Source organism: Xenorhabdus budapestensis (assembly GCF_002632465.1).
GTDB lineage: Bacteria > Pseudomonadota > Gammaproteobacteria > Enterobacterales > Enterobacteriaceae > Xenorhabdus > Xenorhabdus budapestensis.
In genome coordinates, this window is the sequence record NZ_NIBS01000003.1 from 134,280 (window position 1) to 157,167 (window position 22,888).

Genomic DNA, 22,888 nt, shown 5'->3' on the forward strand with positions numbered 1-22,888 from the left:
TTTATCCAAGAGCCAGCGCACGTTTGACTGGCGCAAAACTTCTACGATGGTGTTCCGTAGCCCCCAACAGAGACAGTTTTTCCAAATGCAGGGCGGTGGGATAACCTTTGTGTTTCGCAAAACCGTACTCAGGGAACTGTTTATCCAGTTCAGTCATTTCCCTGTCTCGTGTTACTTTTGCCAGAATAGAAGCGGCACTGATCTCCGCTACCAAACTATCTCCTTTTACTACCGGCTGTGCTGGCATCGATAATACAGGGCAACGATTTCCATCAATCAAAACATAATCAGGTTGAATAGCCAGACCTGCAACAGCCCGCTGCATAGCAAGCATTGTGGCATGGAGGATATTGAGCTGGTCAATTTCTTCTGACTCAGCGCGCCCAAGGCTCCAACACAACGCTTTTTCTTTGATTTCCAGATAAAGCGCTTCACGACGTTTTTCTGGCAGTTTTTTCGAATCCATCAAGCCTGCAATGGGGTTGGCAGGATCAAGAATAACTGCCGCAGTAACCACTGCACCTACCAGCGGGCCACGCCCAACTTCATCAACACCGGCAATCAAATTCGCCTGAGGATAAACAAAATTCATTATCTTCTCACTAACTCCAGTACCGCCTGTGCCGCCTGCTCATCGGCATCACAACGAATACTTTCATGCAAATGCAGGAAGGTCTGCTTCAACGCTTCCACCTCAGCACCACCACGCAAGAGCGGCAGCAATGCCTCTGACAGTGCTTCTGGCTGGCATTCATCCTGTAGTAACTCTTTGACTAACGCTTTACCTGCCAACAAATTAGGCAGGGAGACATAAGGTGTTTTCACCAAACGCTTTGCCAACCAGAAGGTAAAAGGTTTCATTCTATAGCCCACTACCATTGGGCATTTAGCCAGCATGCATTCCAGTGCTGCTGTACCGGATGCCAGTAAAGTCGCATCGCTGGCAATCATGGCTTCACGAGCTTTACCATCTAATAAATGAATAGATAATTCCGGTGCGATCTCATCTTTTATATGCTGGAATTGCTCACGCCGTTTGGCATTTACCAATGGAACCAATACATGCAAATCAGGCAAATGCTTCCTTAGCAATTGTACAGTTCTGAGAAAATCGGTACTCAGCATTTCTACTTCGGCATGTCGGCTACCTGGCAAAAGCGCTAGACAATGAGCATCTAATGGAATATTTAACGTTTGCCTGGCGGCAGTTTTATCAGTTTGCAGCGGCATTGCATCTGCCATTGTATGACCAATAAACCGGCACGGAACATTAAATCGATCATAGAACGCTTTTTCAAACGGCAAAAATGCCAGTACCAGATCTGTCGCACGACCGATTTTGAACACCCGTTTCTGACGCCATGCCCATACCGATGGGCTGACGTAATGGATAGTTCTGATCCCCTGTTGTTTCAACCGACCTTCCAAGGTGATATTGAAATCAGGAGCATCAATGCCAATAAAGACATCTGGTTTCAACTCAGTAAAACGCGTCGTTAAATCTTTACGAATATTCAACAGGCGGGACAAACGCCCTAAAACCTCAACGATCCCCATGACCGCCAGTTCTTCCATCTCATACCAGACTTCACAACCTTCAGCTTGCATAAGAGGACCTGCGACACCCACAAAACGGGCATCAGGGATTTTAGCTTTCAATGCACGGATCAGCCCCGCACCAAGGATATCACCGGATGTTTCTCCGGCGACTAAGCCAATTATCAGTGAACGCTGATTATTAACAGAAGAAAAGGTAGTCAAAGGAGTGTCCTTCATCTACTTAACGAATGATGCCACGACTGGATTTTGCTGAACTCGCCAGAAAATCACTGAATACTTTCACATGTGGGTTGTTTGTAGCCTGAATTTCAATCTCTTTTCTGGCTTCTTCCAAGGTTTTTCCACTGCGATAAAGTTCCTTATACACATTACGAATAGCGTGCAGCGATTCTTTATCAAATCCACGACGTTTCAGACCTTCAATATTCAAACCGAAAGGCGTGGCATGGTTACCCTGTGCAATAACATAAGGAGGCACGTCCTGAGCAACGCCGGAACAACCACCCACCATAACATGGGAACCAATCTGGCAAAATTGATGAACTGCCGTCATTCCACCGATAATCACATAATCACCAAGAATAACATGCCCCCCTAACGTACCGTTATTAGCAATGATACAACGATCACCGACAATACAATCATGGGCAATATGGGCATTAATCATCAGCAAATTATCACTGCCAACTTTGGTTACACCGCCGCCCTGGACAGTGCCACGGTGAATCGACACGCTTTCGCGGATACGGTTACGATCACCGATTTCAACACGAGTGGGTTCACCCTGATATTTGAGATCCTGGTTGACTTCACCAATTGACGCAAATTGATAAATCTGGTTATCACGACCAATCCTAGTTATCCCATTGATCACAACGTGAGATTTCAGTTCAGTCCCTTCACCAATTTCTACTTGCGGACCGATATAACAAAATGGGCCAATGCGAACACTGGCACCAATAACAGCTCCCTCTTCAATAATAGAAGAGGGATGGATAGTAGCAGTCAGATCTATCATACATTAAGCCTCACGGCGGCGGGCACACATCATTTCAGCTTCGCAAGCCACTTCTCCATCGACTTTTGCTACACCTCTGAAACGTGCAACACCACGGCGTTCTTTAATAAATTCTACTTCTAAAATCATCTGGTCACCCGGTAAAACCGGACGTTTAAAACGCGCACCATCAATAGCTGCAAAGTAATACAATTCTCCTGACTTCAGTTTTCCAACACTTTTGAATGCCAGAATTCCAGTTGCCTGGGCCATTGCTTCAAGGATCAATACGCCAGGAAAAATCGGCTTACCCGGGAAATGCCCCTGAAAAAATGGCTCATTAAACGTTACATTTTTAACTGCTCGTAGAAACTTGCCTTCCTCAAAATCCAAGACACGGTCTACCAGCAAAAAAGGGTAGCGGTGAGGTAGTAAATCCAAAATTTCTTCAAATTGCAGAGTATGATTATCACTCATCTAAATACTCTTCCTGTCTATATTTCAATCGTAGTATCAAAAAATGTGTTATTAAACAATATTGTCAAAACATACAGCATTAACGACACGGCCTGCGTCAACTCCCGGAGGAGTTATCAGACAGGCCGCAAAAATAAAAGCTCAACCAAAACGTTTGTATGATTACTTGCTGTCACCTTCAAGCTGGCGTTCCACAGATTTAAGCCGCTTATTCATTTCGTTAATATTCATTACCAAAGCAGCAGTCTTACGCCAAACTCTATTCTGCTGTGCTGGCATACCAGATGAATATACACCCGGCTCAGTAATAGGGCGTATCACCATGCTCATACCAGTCACGCTTACTTTATCACAGATTTCCATATGTCCGCTTATGACACTGGCTCCACCAATCATACAATAACGACCAATTTTCAGGCTCCCCGCCAAAATGACACCACCCGCTATTGCAGTGTTATCACCAATTGTGACGTTGTGAGCAATTTGGCATTGGTTGTCAATGATAACACCATTACCGATGATAGTGTTATCCAGAGCACCACGATCTATAGTAGTACAGGAACCTATTTCAACACGATCACCAATCATTACCGTGCCTAACTGAGGGATTTTAATCCAATTACCGCGATCATTGGCATAACCAAAACCATCAGAGCCTATAACAGCCCCTGACTGAATGAGGCATTGTTCACCGATTTCAACATTATGGTACACAGAAACATTGGCCCAAAAGCGAGTTCCTGTACCAATGCACACATTTTTGCCAATAAAACAACCTGCACCAATGATAACGTTATCACCAAGCACAACACCTGATTCGATAACTGCATTTGCCCCAATTGCAACATTTCTGCCCAATGTTGCTTCTGGAGAAATCACTGCTGATGGATGGATATCCTGCGCAGGTCGTGGTGTTGTATCCATGATTTGCGCCATGCGTGCATAGGCAAGATAAGGATTATCAACCACCAGCGCTGCAACCTTACAATGAGGTAAATAGGCTTCGCGCAGCACAACAGCCGCTGCCTGACACTCTGCAAGTTTCTCGGTATAATGGCTATCCGATAAAAATGTAACTTGTTCGCTATTTGCTGAATACATAGGGGCAATACCAGTGATGACGATATTGCCATCACCATGTAATTGCGCATTCAACTGCTGAGCAAGGTCAGCCAATCGAATTGAAACCATTTATTTATTTAACCTGCTTCAATACTTCTGAGGTAATATCTTTACCAGATGCAGCATATACTGCGGTATTTGCATCAAGAACAAGGTCATAACCTTCTTTACCTGCAACCACTTTAACTGCATCCTGAATTCGACCCAAGAGCTTGTTACGTTCTTCCATTTGACGACGACGGTTATCATTTTCAAAAGCCTGTGCTTTTTGTGAAAATTCATTACGTTTAGTCAGCACTTCCTTTTCTAATTTTTCGCGCTCACTCGCCTTCATGGTTGAGCCATCACGCTGCAATTTTTGGAGCTGAGACTGCAAGTCGGATTCCATACGCTGTAAATCGGATGCGCGGCCTTTAAACTCGTTTTCCAACTGTTTTGCAACAGCTTCATGAGCAGGCAGTTGCTGGAATATTTCACCAACATTCACGATAGCGATCTTTTCTGCCGCCTGGACACCAGTAGAAAAAGCTAATGCGATACCAAGGCTTGCTGCACACAGTACTTTCTTCACTATAAACTCCTTTGACTTACGCTAGTTACATGTTGGGACATTTATAATCGCCTTATTTAATAATAAGACGACTTTCCACCAAGAACGATTGATTTTTTACCAGGTCCCACCAATATTAAACTGGAATTGCTCTGTTCTATCCCCTTTATAATCTTTAATTGGCTGAGCATAAGAGAATGTTAGAGGTCCCAATGGTGATAACCATTGCAACGCAATACCAGTAGAAACACGGATATTATTCGGCTTACTGTAATCAGGTAAACCAGCGTAAACATTGCTCCAGTTGGTATCCCATACTGTTCCTGCATCTACAAACAGAGACGTCCGCACAGAGTTAGAATATTTTGCATCCAGGAACGGCGTTGGCGTAATCAGCTCGAAGCTGACAACTGCTGTTGCATTACCACCTACTGCATCCTGGGATACTCCCCTGCTATCAGCTTCAGGCAGACCATATTTCCATTTCTTGAGATATGTTGCATTACCATCCTGGGATACTGCCTTGCTATCAACTTCAGGCAGACCATCTTTCCCTTTTTTGAGATAAACTGCTTTTGGGCCAATATTATTGGGGCGGAAACCTCGAACACTAGTGGAACCACCTGCATAGAAGTTTTCATAGAATGGCATTTCCTTGCCACCGAAACCGCCACCATAGCCCAAACGCGCACGTCCCATTATGACCCATGAATGATCGTCATCAATAGGGTAATAACCCGCAGAGTTCAGAGTAACTTTATAGAACTGGTTATCTGAGCCAGGCACAGTGATTCTCGTATCCAGCCCTGCTTTAATCCCGTAAGTCGGGAAGAAACCACGGTCAAGGCTATTGTAATTCCAGCCAACTGTCAGCATAAAGTCATTGGCATCAAACTTGACCTTATCCGTAAACCCCGGCTCTTTACCCATTTTCTTCATATAACGCCACATCGCTAACTGAGGACGTATATTAGATAATGAGTTATGAACATAGCCTAATCTGAAGTATAACGAGTTATTTTCATTCAACGGAATACCAAAAGAACCATCTGTACCGTATGATTTGTTGGTATAGTTGGAAAGAGAGGCGTCATCAGCACGGAAATCATTATAAAACAGCCGCCCCCCCAGACTCACACCGTTAACAGTGAAGTAAGGGTTCGTAAAGGACAAATCCGCAGACGTTGAGTAATCATTTTTGCTGGCATTGATACCCACGGCATTACCTGTTCCCAGCCAGTTATCCTGCTGAACTCCGACCTGAAAACTCATACCACTTTCAGTACCAAAACCAACCCCAAAGTTCATGGAGCCCGTATTACGCTCTTTAACTTTATAAACTACATCAACCTGGTCAGGGCTGCCCGGTACACGTTCGGTTGCAACATCAACCGTTTCAAAATAGCCCAAACGATTGAGGCGTTCTTTTCCATACTCAACCAGATCATTACCTAGCCATGCCCCTTCCATCTGACGCATTTCACGGCGTAATACTGAGTCTTTACTGGTGTCATTACCAGTGAAACGTATGCTACGGACATAGAAACGGTTACCTGCATCTACGTTGACATGGAGTTTCACAGTTTTGTCTACATCATTGATTTCAGGTTGTGTCATGACCCGAGGGTAGGCGTAACCATAGCGGCCAAGAAAATATTTGATCGCCATTTCCATATGGGTCACTCCTGTTCCATTATACAATGAACCAGGTTTAATATTAGTCAGTTTCGTTATTTCAGATTGGTATCCTGCTAAATTACCATTTACATCAACACCTGAGATTTTATATTGATCACCTTCCGTGATGTTAATGGTGATATAAATCCCTTTTTTATCAGGTGTCAGATTAACTTGAGTCGAATCAATGTTGAAACGGGCATAACCCCTATCAAGATAGAAACTACGCAGTTTTTCAAGATCACCGTCTAACTCCTGTTTTTGATATTTCTGATTAGCTGTCAGGTTCCACCACGGAACATCGTCCCTGAGTTGGAAATTATCGAGCAATTCATTGGTAGCAAAGGTTTTATTACCAACAATATTAATCTGCTGAATTTTAGCAGAAATACCTTCGGAAAAGACAAGTTTCAGGTCAACACGGTTGCGGGGAAGTGGTGTGACAACGGCTTTTACTGTGGCATTGTATTTACCAACACTATAGTAGAAATCTTCCAGCCCCTTTTCGATATTCGACAGCATAGTGCGGTCAAGGGCTTCACCAACACGAATACGGGAGGCCTCAAGGTTTTTCTTGAGCATGTCATCTTTCACCGCCTTGTTACCGGAGAAAGTAATGCTGGCGATGGTTGGCCGTTCTTTTACCTGAACAACCAGTGAATTGCCATCACGCAAGACACGAACATCTTCAAAGTTTCCAGTCGCGAACAGGGCATGTATCGTGCGACTGATATCTTCATCGCTGACTGTATCACCGACGCGAACAGGCATATTCAATAATGCTGCACCAACGGTGACACGTTGAAGACCCTCAAAATGAATGTCCCGAACTACGAATCCGTCTGAACCGTATGCAGTGGCGCTGCCGAGCAGCAGCGACGCTATGAGCAACTTTTTCATCGCCATCGTTGTTATGCGTTTTCCTAACTGGTCTCCCACCTTAAAAGCGGGAGAAATCATTGAAAAGTGCAAGCCCCATTAATAACACCAGCAATATAGCACCAATGCGATAACTGAAGTCTTGTACACGCTCGGAAACCGGCCCTCCCTTGATCTTCTCGATAACAAGGAAAAGCAAGTGTCCACCATCTAGTACAGGTAATGGGAACAAGTTAATGATCCCAAGATTGACACTGATTAGCGCCAAAAACATCAAATAATACACCAAGCCAGAATCAGCCGATACACCGGCTCCCTTGGCTATGGAAATAGGGCCGCTGAGGTTATTGAGTTTTACATCCCCAACAATCAATTTGCCAATCATATTGACGGTCAGCTTCATCAATTGCCAGGTTTTATCCCCAGCCTCATAAAAAGCATAGAATGGCCCATATTGTTGAACTGTTTTGTATTCATCCGCCAGTGGGATGATTTTAAATTCGATACCAGCAAAACCTATTTCACGCCCATCGGAAAGCTTTTTAGCAGCTGGGGTCAATGATAAAGTGATCATACTGCCAGCTCTCGCAACGTCCAATTTTAGAGGAATATTCGGATTCTTCCTGACATAAGATGCAAAACTGTGCCAGACATCTATATCCTGACCATTGACTTTAACGATCCTGTCCCCACTTTGTAAACCCGCTTTTTCGGCTGCCGAACCAAGATGGATTTTATCCACCTGAGAACTGGGGTGCGGAATAACAGGCATAATTCCTAAAGATAGCAAGATATCCTGTTTGGATGGATCAAATGCCCAATGTCGCAAATCCAGTGTCTTTTGAATGGCATCGGAAGAGTCCATTAGTGCTACATTCACCTCAACGGAGGATTCACCAACTTTACTCACTAACGCCAGCCTTGCTGAGTTCCAATCAAGAGTTTCGATACCGTCAACAGCTTTTAGTTCCATCCCGGGCAAAATATTTGCCTGCGCTGCTATAGAATCGGGTTTGATATCCAAAACCACCGGGCGTACCGAAGGCACACCGATCACAAAAACTAACCAATAAGCGACAACAGCCAGAATAAAGTTTGCGATTGGACCAGCGCTGACAACTGCCGCACGCTGACCAATGGTTTTGTTGTTGAATGCCATATGACGACGTTCAGGAGCAACAGTTTCAACCCTTTCATCAAGCATTTTGACGTATCCGCCCAAGGGAATAAGGGCAATAACGTATTCAGTTCCCTGTTTATCTGTATGACGCCAAAGTGCTTTACCAAACCCGATGGAAAAACGCTCAACGTAAATACCACATCGTCTGGCCACCCAAAAGTGACCAAACTCATGCACTGTGATAAGCACACCCAATGCAACAATAAATGCAGCCAGATTCCAGAGAATATCCATTAATGTACCTTCAAAGACCAAATCCAGAAGAAATTAACATTACCAGCCCTGCAAAAACAGGAACCGCCGCAGTCAAACTGTCTACCCTGTCCAGCACACCGCCATGCCCTGGGATCAACTGACTGCTGTCTTTAATTCCTGATTCCCGCTTGAACATACTCTCGGTCAGGTCACCGAAAACAGATGCAATAACAACGATGGCGGAAATCAACAATAAGTTTTCAGGCATAACAGGCACTGGAGCAAATTTACTGAACAACCATGATATAAGCGCAGCAGTTAACAATCCACCAGCCAGTCCTTCAAGCGTTTTGCCCGGAGACACTTTAGGTGCCATTTTGTGTTTACCTAATGTGCGACCAAAAATGTAAGCCCCCGAATCAGCAGCCCACACCAGCAACATCACATACAACAACCACCACGCACCGTGATAAGTATTATTTTCATATCCTTGGGTACGTAGCACCATCATTCCACAATAAAATGGCACAATCGTCAGAAAACCAAATAACACGCGCAATGTAACGGAGGATTTCCAAATAGAAGCTGAAGCAGGATACGCAATAACTAATAAAATAGCCGCAGCCCACCAGAGCATTCCTGCCCACAATAGATATACAATTTGTGGTTTTTCAGTAAGGTGAGTAAGATCTGCCAAAGAGTATTGCAAGACCAGCAACCCCACAGTACACAACACTGCCAGAGTAACACGTTTAGCCTGTGTCAATAATCCGGCAAATTGCCCCCATTCCCATGCAGCAAGTGCTGAAACTGCAATGACAACCAACCCAAATCCTGAGGGGGGAAGTAAAAACAGAGCTGCAACAACAAGTGGAATTAATATTAACGTAGTTAAAAGACGGTACTTCAGCAAGTTCTCCTCCTATGATCCCACTTCGGCATCGTCTGGTGTTCCGCCAAATCGGCGTTCTCGTTTGGCAAAGGCATGAATAGCACCTTCAAAAGCTGTTTCATCAAAATCAGGCCAAAGTATATCGGTAAAATACAATTCTGCATAAGCGATCTGCCATAACAGGAAATTACTGATACGATGTTCGCCTCCTGTCCTGATCACTAAATCAACATCAGACTGCTGACTCAAATTCATGAAACTACTTACTGTTGCTTCGGTAATTTCCTCAAGATTAAGCTGATCTGCTCTGGCTTTCTCAACAATTTGCTTGACACTCTGAACCAAATCCCAACGGCCTCCATAATTGGCGGCGATATTAAGCTGCAATCCGGTATTGTCCGCAGTCAATTCAACTGAACGACGGATACGTTCCTGTAACCGTGGGCTAAACCGACTGATATCACCAATAACAGACAATTTCACATTGTGCTTATGTAAGTTCTTCACTTCATTATCAAGGGCAAAAACAAACAGTTCCATCAATGAACTGACTTCTTGTTGTGGACGATTCCAGTTTTCACTACTGAAAGCATATAATGTCAGTGATTCGATGTTATTCTTAACCGAAAAGCTCACAGCACTTCGTACAGATTTAATTCCAGCACGATGACCAAAAACTCTTAATTTCCCACGCTTTTTTGCCCAGCGGCCATTACCATCCATAATGATAGCAACGTGTCTGGGTAACATTAGCGATGAGCCACAATCACTAGGCGATATCACTCAAACTAATCCTTAAATAACATAAGCTGGCTTCTTACTGGTTCAAGACTTTCACACATGAAAAAGCCGTGTTAACGATTACCACGGCTATTTCTGGAATAAACCCGAATGAAAGCCTTTACCTCTGATATACCCTTGATCTCTTAAGCTGCTTCTTTCGTTGTTGGCTGTGCGACAACTCAGAATCTATCGGGTATATACGCCCGCAAAAACGTGTGCCAAATATCGAAATGGCTCTTATAACAACTATAATTTACCTGCGAACTATATCATTTGCCCAAACGCAAACAAACATATACTTATTTAGCGAAATTCGCTAATTAGCAAAGGCTTTGATTGCCTCTTTCGCTAAAGTTCTCGCGATGTTATCGATTTCTAAGACCTCCTCAATGCTTTGAGGTTCAGATAAACTTAATTTTTCAACTACCTGCCGATTCACCATGGCGATATCAGTAAAACGAATTCTATTCTGTAAAAAAGCACTGACGGTTTCTTCATTAGCTGCATTCAATGCTGTTGTTGCAGCCTGACCTTCATGACATGCATCAATCGCCAATTTAAGGCAGGGATAGCGGTGATAGTCCAACGCTTCAAAAGTGAGTGTACTAAGTTCAGTAAAATCCAGTGGTTTCGCACCGGATACAATGCGACTAGGATAAGCCATACCATAAGCTATCGGAGTACACATATCCTGTGTTCCCAATTGCGCGATGATACTACCATCATGGTAACGAACCATTGAGTGGATCACTGATTGCGGATGTAACAGCACTTCCATTTCATCAGCAGAAGCATTGAACAGATTACGGGCTTCAATATATTCCAACCCTTTATTCATCATTGTTGCAGAGTCAACGGAAATTTTACGCCCCATTGACCAGATTGGGTGAGCACAGGCCTCATCAGGTGTGACATGAGGTAATATTTCCAAGGGTGTTTTGCGGAATGGTCCACCGGAGCCTGTCAAAATAATACTGGAGATACCATGATCTTTTAAACTCGCAGTACCGAGGTTATGTTGCACTGATTCAGGCAGACTTTGAAAAATAGCATTATGTTCGCTATCAATCGGCAGTAATTGCGCTTTATATTGGCTAACCGCCTCCATAAACAGGCGGCCACTAGTAATAAGAGATTCTTTATTAGCCAGCAGAACTTGCTTACCCTTGCGAATCGCCGCCAGTGTTGGCAGTAACCCAGCGATACCAACAATGGCAGACATGACTTGATCGACATCTCCCAGTGCCGCTAAATCACAAATGGCATCTTTTCCAGACAGGACTTCGATCTGGCTGCCTTGTTCCTGCAATAAATTCCGCAATTCTGTTGCTGAATATTCATCTGCCATTGCAGCATATTGAGGCTGAAACTCCAAACATTGTTGTGCCATAAGTTCGCTATTTTTCCCGGCGACAAGTGCCACAACTCGGAATTTATCTGGGTTATTTCTGACAACTGAGAGCGTACTTTTCCCGACGGACCCCGTTGAACCGAGGATAGTTAAGCGTTTCATTTTTATACTCTAAGTATTCTACTGACATAAAATCGCAATAGTTTGATCTGTCCTGATCGTTATGTCCATTGCTTGAGAAAGAAATGTGATACGAAATGGAATATTAGTAATATCAAATAATAAGAACAACGCCGCAAGGCTGCGGCGTTGATTCGAGAAATGGCAACTTAGAAATCCATCAATTCTGCTTCTTTATTCGCCAGTGCTTCATCAATCTTTTTGATGAAACTATCAGTCAGTTTCTGAATATCGTCCTGTGAACGACGTTCTTCATCTTCACTGATTTCTTTATCTTTCAGCAGTGCTTTAACCTTATCGTTAGCATCACGGCGGATATTACGAATGGACACACGACCTTGTTCTGCATCACCACGAACGACCTTAATCAGATCTTTACGACGTTCTTCAGTCAGTGGTGGCAGAGGAACGCGAATGATGGTTCCAGCGGAAGATGGGTTTAAACCCAGATCAGAAGCCATAATCGCTTTTTCAACTGCTGCGGTCATAGAACGATCAAATACCGTGATCGCTAAAGTACGCGCATCTTCGGCAACAACGTTCGCGATCTGACGCAATGGCGTTGCAGCGCCGTAATATTCAACGCTGATGCCATCCAACAGGCTAGGAGAAGCACGGCCAGTACGCACCTTGCTGATTTGGTTTTTCAGTGCTTCGACGCTTTTTTCCATGCGGTCTTGTGCGTCTTTTTTGATTTCATTAATCACGTTATAAACCCTTGGGAGCTGGTTATGTTCTAGACCATAAATATTAACATGATATTTTATGGCCCTGTGTCATTAAACTCGGCGTATCAGAACGCTGATAATACCGTCAAATTTCACCGATGTCTCTGAGTACGGGAAGTGATAAATCAGCCGTGAGAAATCAATGTACCTTCACTTTCCCCCATGACAACACGACGAAGTGCACCTGGTTTGTTCATATTGAAAACACGAATTGGCAGGTTATGGTCACGGGCCAGTGTAAAGGCTGCGAGATCCATGACTTTCAATTCACGCTCCAATACTTCCTGATAAGTAAGCTTATTATAGAGAACGGCTTCAGGATTTTTTGTAGGATCAGCAGAATAGACCCCGTCAACTTTGGTTGCTTTTAACACAACATCCGCTTCAATTTCAATGCCACGCAAGCAAGCTGCGGAATCTGTCGTAAAGAACGGGTTGCCAGTACCTGCCGAGAAAATAACAACACGACCGTGACGCAGTAAGCTGATAGCTTCAGCCCAACTATAGTTGTCACATACGCCATTCAGCGGGATAGCGGACATCAAACGGGCGTTCACATAGGCGCGGTGTAAGGCGTCACGCATTGCCAGACCGTTCATCACGGTCGCCAACATGCCCATGTGGTCGCCGACTACACGGTTCATTCCTGCTTCAGCCAACCCGGCTCCACGAAACAGGTTACCTCCGCCAATAACGACACCGACCTCAATACCCAGCTCAACCAGTTCTTTGATTTCCTGAGCCATACGGTCTAAAACGCTGGCATCGATACCAAAACCTTCTGCGCCTTGCAGGGCTTCTCCACTGAGCTTAAGCAGGATTCTCTGATATACGGGTTTTGCATTGGTTGCCATGGTGTTCAGTCCTAAGCAGATAAGGATTATTGGGGATTACTACGATTTATTCAATTACTACACATCCATGCTATGCAGCCAGATGTAAAATTCATCTTGAAATAAAACAGAACCGCCAATCGGCGGCTCCGTTTAAACAATTAAGATTGTTTGCTCATTGCAGCAACTTCTGCTGCGAAATCAGCTTCAACTTTCTCAATGCCTTCGCCCACTTCGAAGCGAATAAAGTCGATAACTTTAGCATTGTTTTCTTTCAACAGAGCACCAACAGTTTTGCTTGGATCCATCACGAAATTCTGACCAGTCAGAGAGATTTCGCCGGTGAATTTGTTCATACGGCCAGAAACCATTTTCTCTGCGATTTCACGTGGTTTACCAGACTGCATAGCGATGTCCAGCTGGATCTGATGCTCACGCTCAACAACGTCAGCAGGAACGTCAGTTGGGTTTACATATTCTGGCTTGCTTGCAGCAACGTGCATTGCGATGTGTTTGATCAGCTCTTCATTTGCGCCTTCAGCAGCAACCAGAACACCGATACGAGCACCGTGCAGGTAAGAACCTACCGCTTCACCTTCCAGAATAGCAACGCGACGGATGTTGATATTTTCACCGATTTTCGCTACCAGAGCAGTGCGCTGTTCTTCGAACTTAGCTTTCAGTGCATCGATGTCAGCGTTTTTGTCAGCCATAACGGAAGCAATAACTTCTTTACCGAATGCCAGGAAACCTGAATCTTTAGCAACGAAGTCAGTTTCACAGTTCAGTTCAACAATACCTGCGAATTTAGCATCAGCTGAAACTTCAACCAGGATAACGCCTTCAGCCGCAACACGGCCTGCTTTTTTAGCTGCTTTTGCCTGACCTGATTTACGCATGTTATCGATCGCCAGCTCGATATCACCATTTGCTTCAACCAGTGCTTTTTTACATTCCATCATGCCTGCGCCAGTACGCTCACGCAGTTCTTTTACCAGAGCAGCGGTAATGTCAGCCATTTGTTTCATTCCTCGATGTGTCTCGCGGGAAGATAATATTCCGCGTGGAAAGTTATCAGATAGTAGTTCTATATCAGATAAGTAAAGGGGGCCATAACAGGCCCCCTAACCAATATATTTCAATACCTGGTCAATAAGGGGCTCAAGAACGAGCATGCCTTATTATTCAGCGTCTACAAGACCTTCTTCGGCCTGAACAACCAGATCTTGTGAACGGCCTTCACGAACAGCAGTCGCCGCAGCGTTCAGGTACAGTTTTACTGCACGGATTGCATCGTCGTTACCAGGGATGATGAAATCAACACCATCTGGATCAGAATTAGTATCAACAACAGAGAATACTGGGATACCCAGGTTGTTTGCTTCTTTGATAGCAATATGTTCGTGTTCAGCATCGATAACAAACAGAGCATCAGGCAGGCCGCCCATGTCTTTGATACCGCCCAGGCTGTTTTCCAGCTTGCCAAGTTCACGAGAACGCATCAGCGCTTCTTTCTTGGTCAGCTTGTCAAAAGTACCGTCCTGAGACTGAACTTCCAGATCTTTCAGACGTTTAATTGACTGACGAACAGTTTTCCAGTTGGTCAGCATACCACCCAACCAACGGTGGTTAACAAAGTATTGGTCACAGCTCAGTGCTGCTTCTTTTACTGCTTCGCTTGCAGCACGTTTGGTGCCAACAAACAGAATTTTGCCTTTACGGGAAGCAATTTTGTTCAGTTCTGCCAAAGCATCATTGAACATTGGAACAGTTTTTTCCAGATTGATGATATGAACTTTGTTACGAGCGCCAAAGATGAAAGGTTTCATTTTTGGGTTCCAGTAACGAGTCTGGTGACCGAAGTGAACGCCCGCTTGTAGCATATCGCGCATGGAAACAGTTGCCATTTTAGACCTCATAAAGTTAATTGGGGTTATGCCTCCACAGATCCCATGACACCGACTCTTTAACTGTGTGCTATTCATACCATATGAAGGATATTCATACGAATTAGCCACATGAGAGCACCCCGGTGTATGTGCCGATCCGTGTGTGTTATTTACACAAATGAGTTTATTCAGCATTTCTGTAATACTGCTTCTACAGGAAACAATTACACAGAATACCGGCGCGGTTTATACCATAAACCGCGCCCATACACCAACATTTGTTACAGCTTTCTGCTAGTCTTGGCGATCAACAGTTATTGTTAGATATACAGTGGGCTGATACCATTACCATCATCATTTTTTTCTTAATTAATATCAAAGAATCGGTAACTCCCCGATTCTGATGGACTGATTTCATGGCTATTACTATCAAAACAGACGAAGAAATTCAGAAAATGCGCGTTGCCGGGCGTCTGGCAGCAGAGGTTCTGGAGATGATCGAACCGCACGTTAAGGCGAGCGTAACCACTGGTGAACTTGATCGCATTTGCCACGAATACATCACGAATAAACAACAGGCCATTTCTGCTTGTCTGGGTTACCACGGTTTCCCCAAATCCGTCTGTATCTCTGTTAATGACGTGGTTTGCCACGGTATTCCAAGTGATGACAAGGTACTGAAAGAAGGCGACATCGTTAACATTGATGTAACTGTGATTAAAGATGAATTTCACGGTGATACTTCCAAAATGTTTATTGTCGGTACACCAACTATTCAGGGCGAACGCCTGTGCCGTATCACTCAGGAGAGCCTGTACTTTGCCCTGAAAATGGTTAAACCGGGTATCCGTCTGCGCAGCCTCGGCAAAGCAATTCAGCAATACGTGGAAAATCACGATTACTCTATAGTTCGCGAATATTGTGGTCACGGTATCGGCAGGGGTTTCCATGAAGAACCTCACGTGCTTCATTACGATGCTGATGACGGTGGCGTTATTCTACAAAAAGGCATGGCCTTCACTATTGAACCTATGGTCAACACCGGCGATTTCCGTATCCGTACCATGAAAGATGGCTGGACAGTCAAAACTAAAGATCGCGGCTGGTCTGCGCAATATGAACATACCCTTGTTGTTACTGACAATGGTTGCGAAATCATGACATGGCGTAAAGAAGAAGAACCACATATTTCAGCCGTATTAGTTAATATACAACCATAAAAATAGGCAAAGCCAGACCTTAAAAGCCCAATACCGAGTTGGGCTTAAATAATTCATCTATTCAAAACATCAATCTGTATTAAATATAATATGCCCGCTTTCTCTTCATAGAAATATCAAAGAGCATAACCTATATGTCTAAATGGTCACGAATTCAACTCGTTGTTCTTTAGATATAATAGCCATTTTTTGATGAGGGAGAATTTTAGTGGCAACGGTTGAAGTGAAGTGTCGCTTTTGCGATCAGACAAAAGATGTCAAAAAGCATGGTACGGGTAGAGGTGGTCATCAACGTTATCGTTGTTTGTCTTGTAATCGCACTTTCCAACTTGACTATTCCTATCGTGCCTGCGAAGCCGGAATTAAAGAAAAAGTCGTTGATCTCGCGATGAATAATGCAGGTATTCGTGATACCGCACGGGCATTACATATCAGCATTAATGCGGTTGTTCACACTTTAAAAAACTCTGCCCGCGATGTGTAACAACACGCCCTCTGGATAATGTGGAAATTCAGCTTACTTGCGAAGTTGACGAATGTGGTCTTTTGTTGGAAATAAAAAGCAACAACGTTGGCTATGGTATGCTTGGGAACCTCGACTAAAGCGTATCATTGCACATACTTTCGGCAAACGAAGCAAACAAACACTCAAGAAACGCTTGAAAAAGCTCTCTCGATTCAATGTCGCCTTCTGGTGTACAGACAATTCGGAACTTTTATCGAAAGAGAATATTATATTTAGAGCCAATCAATACGTTGAATGCATGACCCTGAATAGGATATTGATAAATACAGTTCTTGTACATAAACTGTCCCCATCAGGGCTTCATCATCGACCACTAACGCCTGTTCATCTCACGGTTTTCTTATCATAGGTTTCTGAATATGCCAGTTGATATTGCTTTTGCGCATGCTCCTATTCCTCCTCTGTCTCCAGTGGAATTTTCCCACAATGACCTTCAGTGTCCCGCACTGAAACAGCATATCGATGAGTTTCAATTGTGGCTTGAGCAAGCATTCAAAGCTGGCATTTCTCCGACAGCATTGATTTATACCCGCAGTGATTATATTGACAGGCTTCTGACACGATTATGGCAGCAACAAGGGTTTGATCAGATAGATTCACTTTCCCTGATTGCGGTCGGTGGTTATGGCCGACGCGAGTTGCACCCTCTTTCTGATATTGACCTGCTAATACTGAGTGAGTCTCCTCTGACTGAAGAGCAATCAACCCGCATAGGGCAATTCATTACGCTGCTCTGGGATATTCGTCTGGAAGTCGGTCACAGTGTCAGAACATACGAAGAGTGCCTTGAGAAAGGGCTTGCTGATCTGACAATCGCCACAAACCTTATTGAATCCCGTTTAATTTGTGGTGACTTACCCCTGTTCCTCCGCTTACAGAAGCAAATTTTCAGTGATGATTTCTGGCCATCAGCCCAATTCTTTGCCGCCAAATTAACCGAACAGAAAAAACGCCATCAACGCTATCACAGCACCAGCTATAATCTGGAACCCGATATCAAAAGCAGCCCAGGGGGATTACGTGATATTCATACTTTACTTTGGGTTGCTCACCGCCATTTCGGGGCAACATCTTTAGATGAAATGGTTGATTTTGGCTTTCTGACCCTTGAGGAGCGTAATGAATTAAACGAATGCCAGAATTTTCTCTGGCGTATCCGTTTTGCCCTCCATCTGGCCGTTACCCGTTATGACAACCGACTGCTGTTTGAACGCCAGTTCAGTGTAGCCCGGCTTCTCGGGTATGAAGGAGAACGCAATCAACCTGTTGAGCGGATGATGAAGGATTTCTACCGCATGATGCGCCGTGTCAGTGAGCTGAACAACATGCTGCTGCAACTTTTTGATGAAGCAATTCTGACACTACAGCCTGACGAAAAGCCACGCGCTCTGAATGATACATTTCAGTTGCGGGGAGATCTTATTGATGTGATTGATGATACACTGTTTAGCCGTGATCCTGCCGCAATTCTGAAAATGTTTTATCATATGGCAGTCCATCAGGAGATTACAGGGATCTACTCCACTACATTGCGCCAACTTCGCTATGCCCGCAGAAATCTCAGACAGCCTTTGTGTGAACTGCCTGAGGCCCGAAAAATTTTCATGAAAATCCTGCGCCATCCTCATGCGGTCAAAAGCGCTTTGCTCCCAATGCATCGCCATAGTGTTCTAAGTGCCTATACGCCACTTTGGAGTAATATTGTCGGTCAAATGCAGTTTGACTTGTTCCATGTTTATACCGTTGATGAACATACTATTCGGGTATTGCAGAAGCTGGAAAGCTTTGCTGATGAAAATAACCGCATGCTCCACCCTGTATGTGTCGAACTCTATCCTCGTATTCCACAACCTGAATTGTTGCGACTGGCTGCTTTTTTCCATGATATCGCCAAAGGGCGTAACGGCGATCATTCCGAGCTGGGTGCCAAAGATGCGTTCACCTTTGCCATACAACATGGGCTGACAACTCGTGAAGCAGAGTTAGTAGAATGGCTCGTTCGATATCATTTGCTTATATCAATCACTGCACAGCGACGGGATATCCAAGATCCCGAAGTCATTCAGCAATTTGCCTGTCAGGTCAAAAATCAAAATCGCCTGAATTACCTACTCTGCCTTACTGTCGCAGATATCTGCGCCACAAACGCCAAACTATGGAACAATTGGAAACAGAGCCTGTTGCACGAACTCTATTTCACTACCGAAACCCAGTTACTCAAGGGAATACAGAATACACCTGATTTACGTGAGCGTATCCGCCATCACCGCCTACAAGCTCTGGCTCTGCTACGTCAGGAAGCTATTGACGAAGAAAGATTACATAACATCTGGAGCCGCTGTCATGCAGATTATTTTTTGCGTCATACACCGGATCAGTTAGCCTGGCACGCCAGCCATCTGGTTAACCATCAATCACCGGAACCAATGGTATTAATCAGTGCCTCATTTTCTCATGGAGGAACAGAAATTTTCATCTGGTGTCAGGATCGGCCTTCTCTTTTCGCTGCCGTTGTTGGAGAGTTAGATCGACGTAACTTAAGCGTCCATAATGCCCAGATCTTTACCAATCGGGATGAAATGGCGATGGATACCTTTGTCATACTGGATCCGAACGATCACTCACTGGCACCAGATCGTCATGAACCCATTCGCCGGGCTTTACTCAAAGCCATTAATACTCCTCACCCCAAAGCCCCTAAAATACGTAACTTACCAGCGAAATTACGTCATTTTGATGTTCCGCCTAACGTGAATTTTTTACCGACACAAAATCCCCGCCGTACTTATATGGAACTGGTTGCGCTGGATCAACCGGGGCTGTTGGCACGGGTTGGCAGTATTTTTGCTGAATTAGGAGTTTCCCTGCATGGTGCCCGCATTACAACTATCGGTGAACGCGTGGAAGATTTTTTTGTGCTGGCTAACAAAGATCTCCTGGCACTAGATAAAAAAATCAGAGAGGAATTATCAGAAAGGTTGACAGAAGCCCTTGACACCAAGGATAAAGTATAACTTTAACTAACCAATATTCGACTAAATATGAGGGATCCCATACCAATGCAGCAATTACAATCCATTACCGAATTAATGGCCATTATTGAAAATGCATTTGAAAACCGCGCCGACATCACACCTGTGACCGTTGACAAGGCAACTCGTAACGCCGTCAACCAAGTCATTCAAATGCTGGACAGTGGTAAACTGCGTGTCGCTGAAAAAATCGCAGATGAATGGGTCACATATCAATGGCTGAAAAAAGCAGTATTGCTCTCTTTCCGTATTAATAACAACCAAGTTATGGAAGGGGCTGAAAGCCGCTATTTCGACAAAGTGCCTATGAAGTTTGCTGATTATGATCAGGCTCGTTTCGAAAAAGAAGGTTTCCGTGTCGTGCCTCCCGCGGCAGTCCGTCAGGGAGCATATATTGCACGTAATACAGTGTTAATGCCATCTTACGTCAACCTCGGTGCCTATGTAGATGAAGGTACAATGGTAGACACTTGGGCAACTGTCGGCTCCTGTGCCCAAATCGGTAAAAACGTTCATTTGTCTGGTGGCGTTGGCATTGGCGGTGTGCTGGAGCCATTGCAAGCCAATCCAACTATTATTGAAGACAATTGCTTTATTGGTGCCCGTTCTGAAATCGTAGAAGGGGTTATCGTGGAAGAAGGTTCCGTGATCTCAATGGGTGTTTACATCGGTCAAAGCACCAAAATCTATGATCGTGAAACAGGCGAAATCCACTACGGCCGTGTACCAGCGGGATCTGTCGTCGTATCCGGCAACTTGCCTTCCAAAGATGGCAGTTACAGTCTGTATTGCGCTGTTATTGTGAAGAAAGTGGATGCTAAAACTCGCGGCAAGGTTGGCATTAATGAATTGCTGAGAAATATTGATTAAATATTAAAAATAGCAAAAACCATCTAATTAATTGATTCAACCTGCTAACAGATATAAACCTCGTTAAAAATAACGGGGTTTTTTCTTGAACGATATAAAATTCCACCTTGCCGAAACCACTTTATTTAACTGATAATTCGTCTTTAGAAATGATTGCTAACCTATTCTGATGATGTTCCGGGTCTCCCCATAACCACATTTCTTGGCGGCTAACATCATCTTCAGCCAAGATCCTGCGTAACTCACAAGTAATCATATCATAGGCATAAACATACATGCTGTATGCCAATGCGTCATACATCCGATCCTGCCAAAAAGCCATACCATCAGTAGCCGGATTCATATCTGATACAATGACATTATATCGTTCAATGAGATAATCAAAAACACCTTGCCTGCTAAGTCACGTAATACTGCTCTATGCTGAGGAGTCCTGATACGCCAAACAAGAATTTGTGTTACAGGCCGACAATTCAATACAACATCTGACTGTATAACCACTCGGTTATAATAAGCAACCTCCTTAGAGGCATCATTAACCAAAGCTAATTCGAAATGAGACTGACTAATCCAATCACTCAATCGTCTATCAACACGAACCATACGATAGCCGGGAGGAAGCATTAACCCTTTTATCTGATTTGTGATCTCTGCTCCGCTCATTAATGAAGTTATAGAAGGCATGATTATCTGAACTTTCATTTAGGTGAGCGAAAACCTCATTGATCTTCTGAGGATCTATCAATCTCTTAGGCAGATCTTCCCCCCTTCTTCTCACTTAAAATAAATAACGCAGTTATCAAATTGATAAATATTTCTTCATTGGATATTAGTTGGATTGAACCCTAAGTTCAATAAGCGAACTTGTTACTTTTTGTTCGATTTTTTCCTAACGATTAACCAATTGACTTTTAACAATGACGAAATGGATAATAAATCTACCATTTTTGCCTTTTCCATTTCATTTTTATTTAGGTGACTAGGTAACGCGCTATGTACGATAACTTGAAGAGTTTGGGGATCACACATCCTGAAGATATTGATCGCTATAGCATCCGTCAGGAAGCGAATAACGACATTCTTAAGATTTATTTCCGTAAAGATAAAGGTGAATTTTTTGCCAAAAGCGTTAAATTCAAATATCCACGCCAACTGAAAACGGTATCTGACGATAACTCAGGGCAAGGTTACAAAGAAGTCAAAGAGATCAACACTAATCTGCGTTATGTGCTTGAGGAACTGGATCAAATTTGCAAACGTGAGCAAGCAGAGGTAGATTTAAAACACAAAATTCTGGACGACTTACGTCATCTTGAGCATGTTGTTGCCAATAAGATTGCAGAAATCGAAGCAGATTTGGAAAAACTGACTCGTAAGTAATTAAGTCAGACGTGTTATACACCGCTTATTCCTCTTCGTAAATTGACCTGACCAAAATGAAGGGTATAAGCGGTGTGACAGAAATCCTATAGCAAGGTTCCCCAATCCTCAACCCAATCCTGGGCAAAGACTTCCGGCTCAACCACTTCAGCGGCATCAATCAACAAAAGCTCTCCGAACCGTTTAGCGCCCTGTTCTTGTAACAGTTCATCAAAGGTATGACCGCCTCCGCAAAATGTGTCATAACTACTGTCACCCAATGCAATTAGGCCATAACGTAAATCAGGTTGATAGCCCAATTGATCACTCAACTCGGTATAAAGCGGTTGAATATTATCAGGTAGATCACCTTGTCCGGTTGTTGATGTCACCACCAGAACAACCTGTTGCAAATACACTTGCCATTGTTCCAGAGTCGCATCTTCAAAGACCTCGACCTCATGCCCTTGCTGCTCAAGAACTTGCTGCGCTTCTTCCGCAACCGCCAGCGCATTACCATAAACTGTACCAACGAAAATACCAATCTTTGCCATAGATATTGATCTCTTTAATGTTTGATACTGCTTT

The 22,888-nt window shown here is 43.9% G+C and carries 20 protein-coding genes and 2 pseudogenes; 5 read left to right on the top strand and 17 right to left on the bottom strand.

Going from position 1 to position 22,888, the window contains the following annotated elements; all coding sequences use genetic code 11:
• Position 1: 1 nt before the first annotated feature.
• The 15 genes from rnhB to rpsB form a co-directional block, all read right to left on the bottom strand.
• On the bottom strand, positions 2–592 hold the full coding sequence (gene rnhB / locus Xbud_RS04910) for a ribonuclease HII (protein WP_099135013.1): 591 nt from the start codon (positions 590–592) through the stop codon (positions 2–4).
• Positions 592–1,776 carry a lipid-A-disaccharide synthase gene (lpxB, locus tag Xbud_RS04915; RefSeq protein WP_099135014.1) on the bottom strand — a complete coding sequence of 395 codons (1,185 nt, stop codon included), beginning with the start codon at positions 1,774–1,776 and terminating at the stop codon, positions 592–594. The genes rnhB and lpxB overlap by 1 nt, the downstream gene beginning before the upstream one ends.
• Before the next feature lie 4 nt (positions 1,777–1,780).
• Complete coding sequence (gene lpxA, locus Xbud_RS04920; protein WP_099135015.1) at positions 1,781–2,578, bottom strand: acyl-ACP--UDP-N-acetylglucosamine O-acyltransferase; 798 nt, start codon at positions 2,576–2,578, stop codon at positions 1,781–1,783.
• A 3-nt stretch (positions 2,579–2,581) separates the two neighbouring features.
• A complete protein-coding gene (gene fabZ / locus Xbud_RS04925) occupies positions 2,582–3,034 on the bottom strand; it encodes a 3-hydroxyacyl-ACP dehydratase FabZ (protein WP_099135016.1) in 453 nt (150 codons plus the stop codon).
• Positions 3,035–3,196: 162 nt separating this feature from the next.
• A complete protein-coding gene (lpxD, locus tag Xbud_RS04930; protein WP_099135017.1) occupies positions 3,197–4,225 on the bottom strand; it encodes a UDP-3-O-(3-hydroxymyristoyl)glucosamine N-acyltransferase in 1,029 nt (342 codons plus the stop codon).
• A gap of 4 nt (positions 4,226–4,229) precedes the next feature.
• The gene (gene skp, locus Xbud_RS04935; protein WP_099135018.1) at positions 4,230–4,727 is read right to left on the bottom strand and encodes a molecular chaperone Skp; all 498 of its coding nucleotides are present in this window, start codon (positions 4,725–4,727) and stop codon (positions 4,230–4,232) included.
• Between the two features lie 96 nt (positions 4,728–4,823).
• On the bottom strand, positions 4,824–7,289 hold the full coding sequence (gene bamA, locus Xbud_RS04940; protein ID WP_099135143.1) for an outer membrane protein assembly factor BamA: 2,466 nt from the start codon (positions 7,287–7,289) through the stop codon (positions 4,824–4,826).
• Positions 7,290–7,323: 34 nt separating this feature from the next.
• A complete protein-coding gene (gene rseP / locus Xbud_RS04945; RefSeq protein WP_099135019.1) occupies positions 7,324–8,676 on the bottom strand; it encodes a sigma E protease regulator RseP in 1,353 nt (450 codons plus the stop codon).
• Between the two features lie 10 nt (positions 8,677–8,686).
• Positions 8,687–9,550 carry a phosphatidate cytidylyltransferase gene (gene cdsA / locus Xbud_RS04950; RefSeq protein ID WP_099135020.1) on the bottom strand — a complete coding sequence of 288 codons (864 nt, stop codon included), beginning with the start codon at positions 9,548–9,550 and terminating at the stop codon, positions 8,687–8,689.
• A gap of 9 nt (positions 9,551–9,559) precedes the next feature.
• A complete protein-coding gene (gene ispU, locus Xbud_RS04955) occupies positions 9,560–10,279 on the bottom strand; it encodes a (2E,6E)-farnesyl-diphosphate-specific ditrans,polycis-undecaprenyl-diphosphate synthase (RefSeq protein WP_211283495.1) in 720 nt (239 codons plus the stop codon).
• A gap of 349 nt (positions 10,280–10,628) precedes the next feature.
• Complete coding sequence (ispC, locus tag Xbud_RS04960; RefSeq protein WP_099135022.1) at positions 10,629–11,825, bottom strand: 1-deoxy-D-xylulose-5-phosphate reductoisomerase; 1,197 nt, start codon at positions 11,823–11,825, stop codon at positions 10,629–10,631.
• A 167-nt stretch (positions 11,826–11,992) separates the two neighbouring features.
• Positions 11,993–12,550, bottom strand: a complete 558-nt coding sequence (gene frr, locus Xbud_RS04965) for a ribosome recycling factor (RefSeq protein WP_047679441.1) — start codon at positions 12,548–12,550, stop codon at positions 11,993–11,995.
• A gap of 146 nt (positions 12,551–12,696) precedes the next feature.
• Positions 12,697–13,425: a UMP kinase gene (gene pyrH, locus Xbud_RS04970; protein ID WP_099135023.1), complete on the bottom strand. Its 729-nt coding sequence runs from the start codon at positions 13,423–13,425 to the stop codon at positions 12,697–12,699.
• A 140-nt stretch (positions 13,426–13,565) separates the two neighbouring features.
• Positions 13,566–14,423 carry a translation elongation factor Ts gene (gene tsf / locus Xbud_RS04975; RefSeq protein WP_099135024.1) on the bottom strand — a complete coding sequence of 286 codons (858 nt, stop codon included), beginning with the start codon at positions 14,421–14,423 and terminating at the stop codon, positions 13,566–13,568.
• A gap of 162 nt (positions 14,424–14,585) precedes the next feature.
• Positions 14,586–15,311: a 30S ribosomal protein S2 gene (gene rpsB / locus Xbud_RS04980; protein ID WP_099135025.1), complete on the bottom strand. Its 726-nt coding sequence runs from the start codon at positions 15,309–15,311 to the stop codon at positions 14,586–14,588.
• 398 nt (positions 15,312–15,709) lie between these two features.
• On the opposite strand from rpsB, the gene map reads away from it, so the two are divergent.
• The 4 genes and pseudogenes from map (at position 15,710) to dapD (ending at position 20,941) form a co-directional block, all read left to right on the top strand.
• Positions 15,710–16,513: a type I methionyl aminopeptidase gene (gene map / locus Xbud_RS04985; protein ID WP_099135026.1), complete on the top strand. Its 804-nt coding sequence runs from the start codon at positions 15,710–15,712 to the stop codon at positions 16,511–16,513.
• A 208-nt stretch (positions 16,514–16,721) separates the two neighbouring features.
• Positions 16,722–17,220: pseudogene (locus Xbud_RS04990) on the top strand (IS1 family transposase); the annotation flags it as partial.
• Between the two features lie 178 nt (positions 17,221–17,398).
• On the top strand, positions 17,399–20,053 hold the full coding sequence (gene glnD / locus Xbud_RS04995) for a bifunctional uridylyltransferase/uridylyl-removing protein GlnD (RefSeq protein ID WP_099135027.1): 2,655 nt from the start codon (positions 17,399–17,401) through the stop codon (positions 20,051–20,053).
• 45 nt (positions 20,054–20,098) lie between these two features.
• A complete protein-coding gene (dapD, locus tag Xbud_RS05000; protein ID WP_099135028.1) occupies positions 20,099–20,941 on the top strand; it encodes a 2,3,4,5-tetrahydropyridine-2,6-dicarboxylate N-succinyltransferase in 843 nt (280 codons plus the stop codon).
• A gap of 121 nt (positions 20,942–21,062) precedes the next feature.
• Here the strand turns inward: dapD and Xbud_RS05005 are convergent.
• A pseudogene (locus Xbud_RS05005) lies at positions 21,063–21,698 on the bottom strand (hypothetical protein).
• A gap of 236 nt (positions 21,699–21,934) precedes the next feature.
• Here Xbud_RS05005 and Xbud_RS05010 point away from each other — a divergent pair.
• Entirely contained in the window at positions 21,935–22,321 is a 387-nt protein-coding gene (locus Xbud_RS05010) for a DUF3461 family protein (protein WP_099135029.1), read from the top strand.
• A gap of 86 nt (positions 22,322–22,407) precedes the next feature.
• Here Xbud_RS05010 and Xbud_RS05015 read toward each other — a convergent pair whose 3' ends face one another.
• Positions 22,408–22,854, bottom strand: a complete 447-nt coding sequence (locus tag Xbud_RS05015; RefSeq protein WP_099135030.1) for a flavodoxin — start codon at positions 22,852–22,854, stop codon at positions 22,408–22,410.
• Positions 22,855–22,888: the final 34 nt, after the last annotated feature.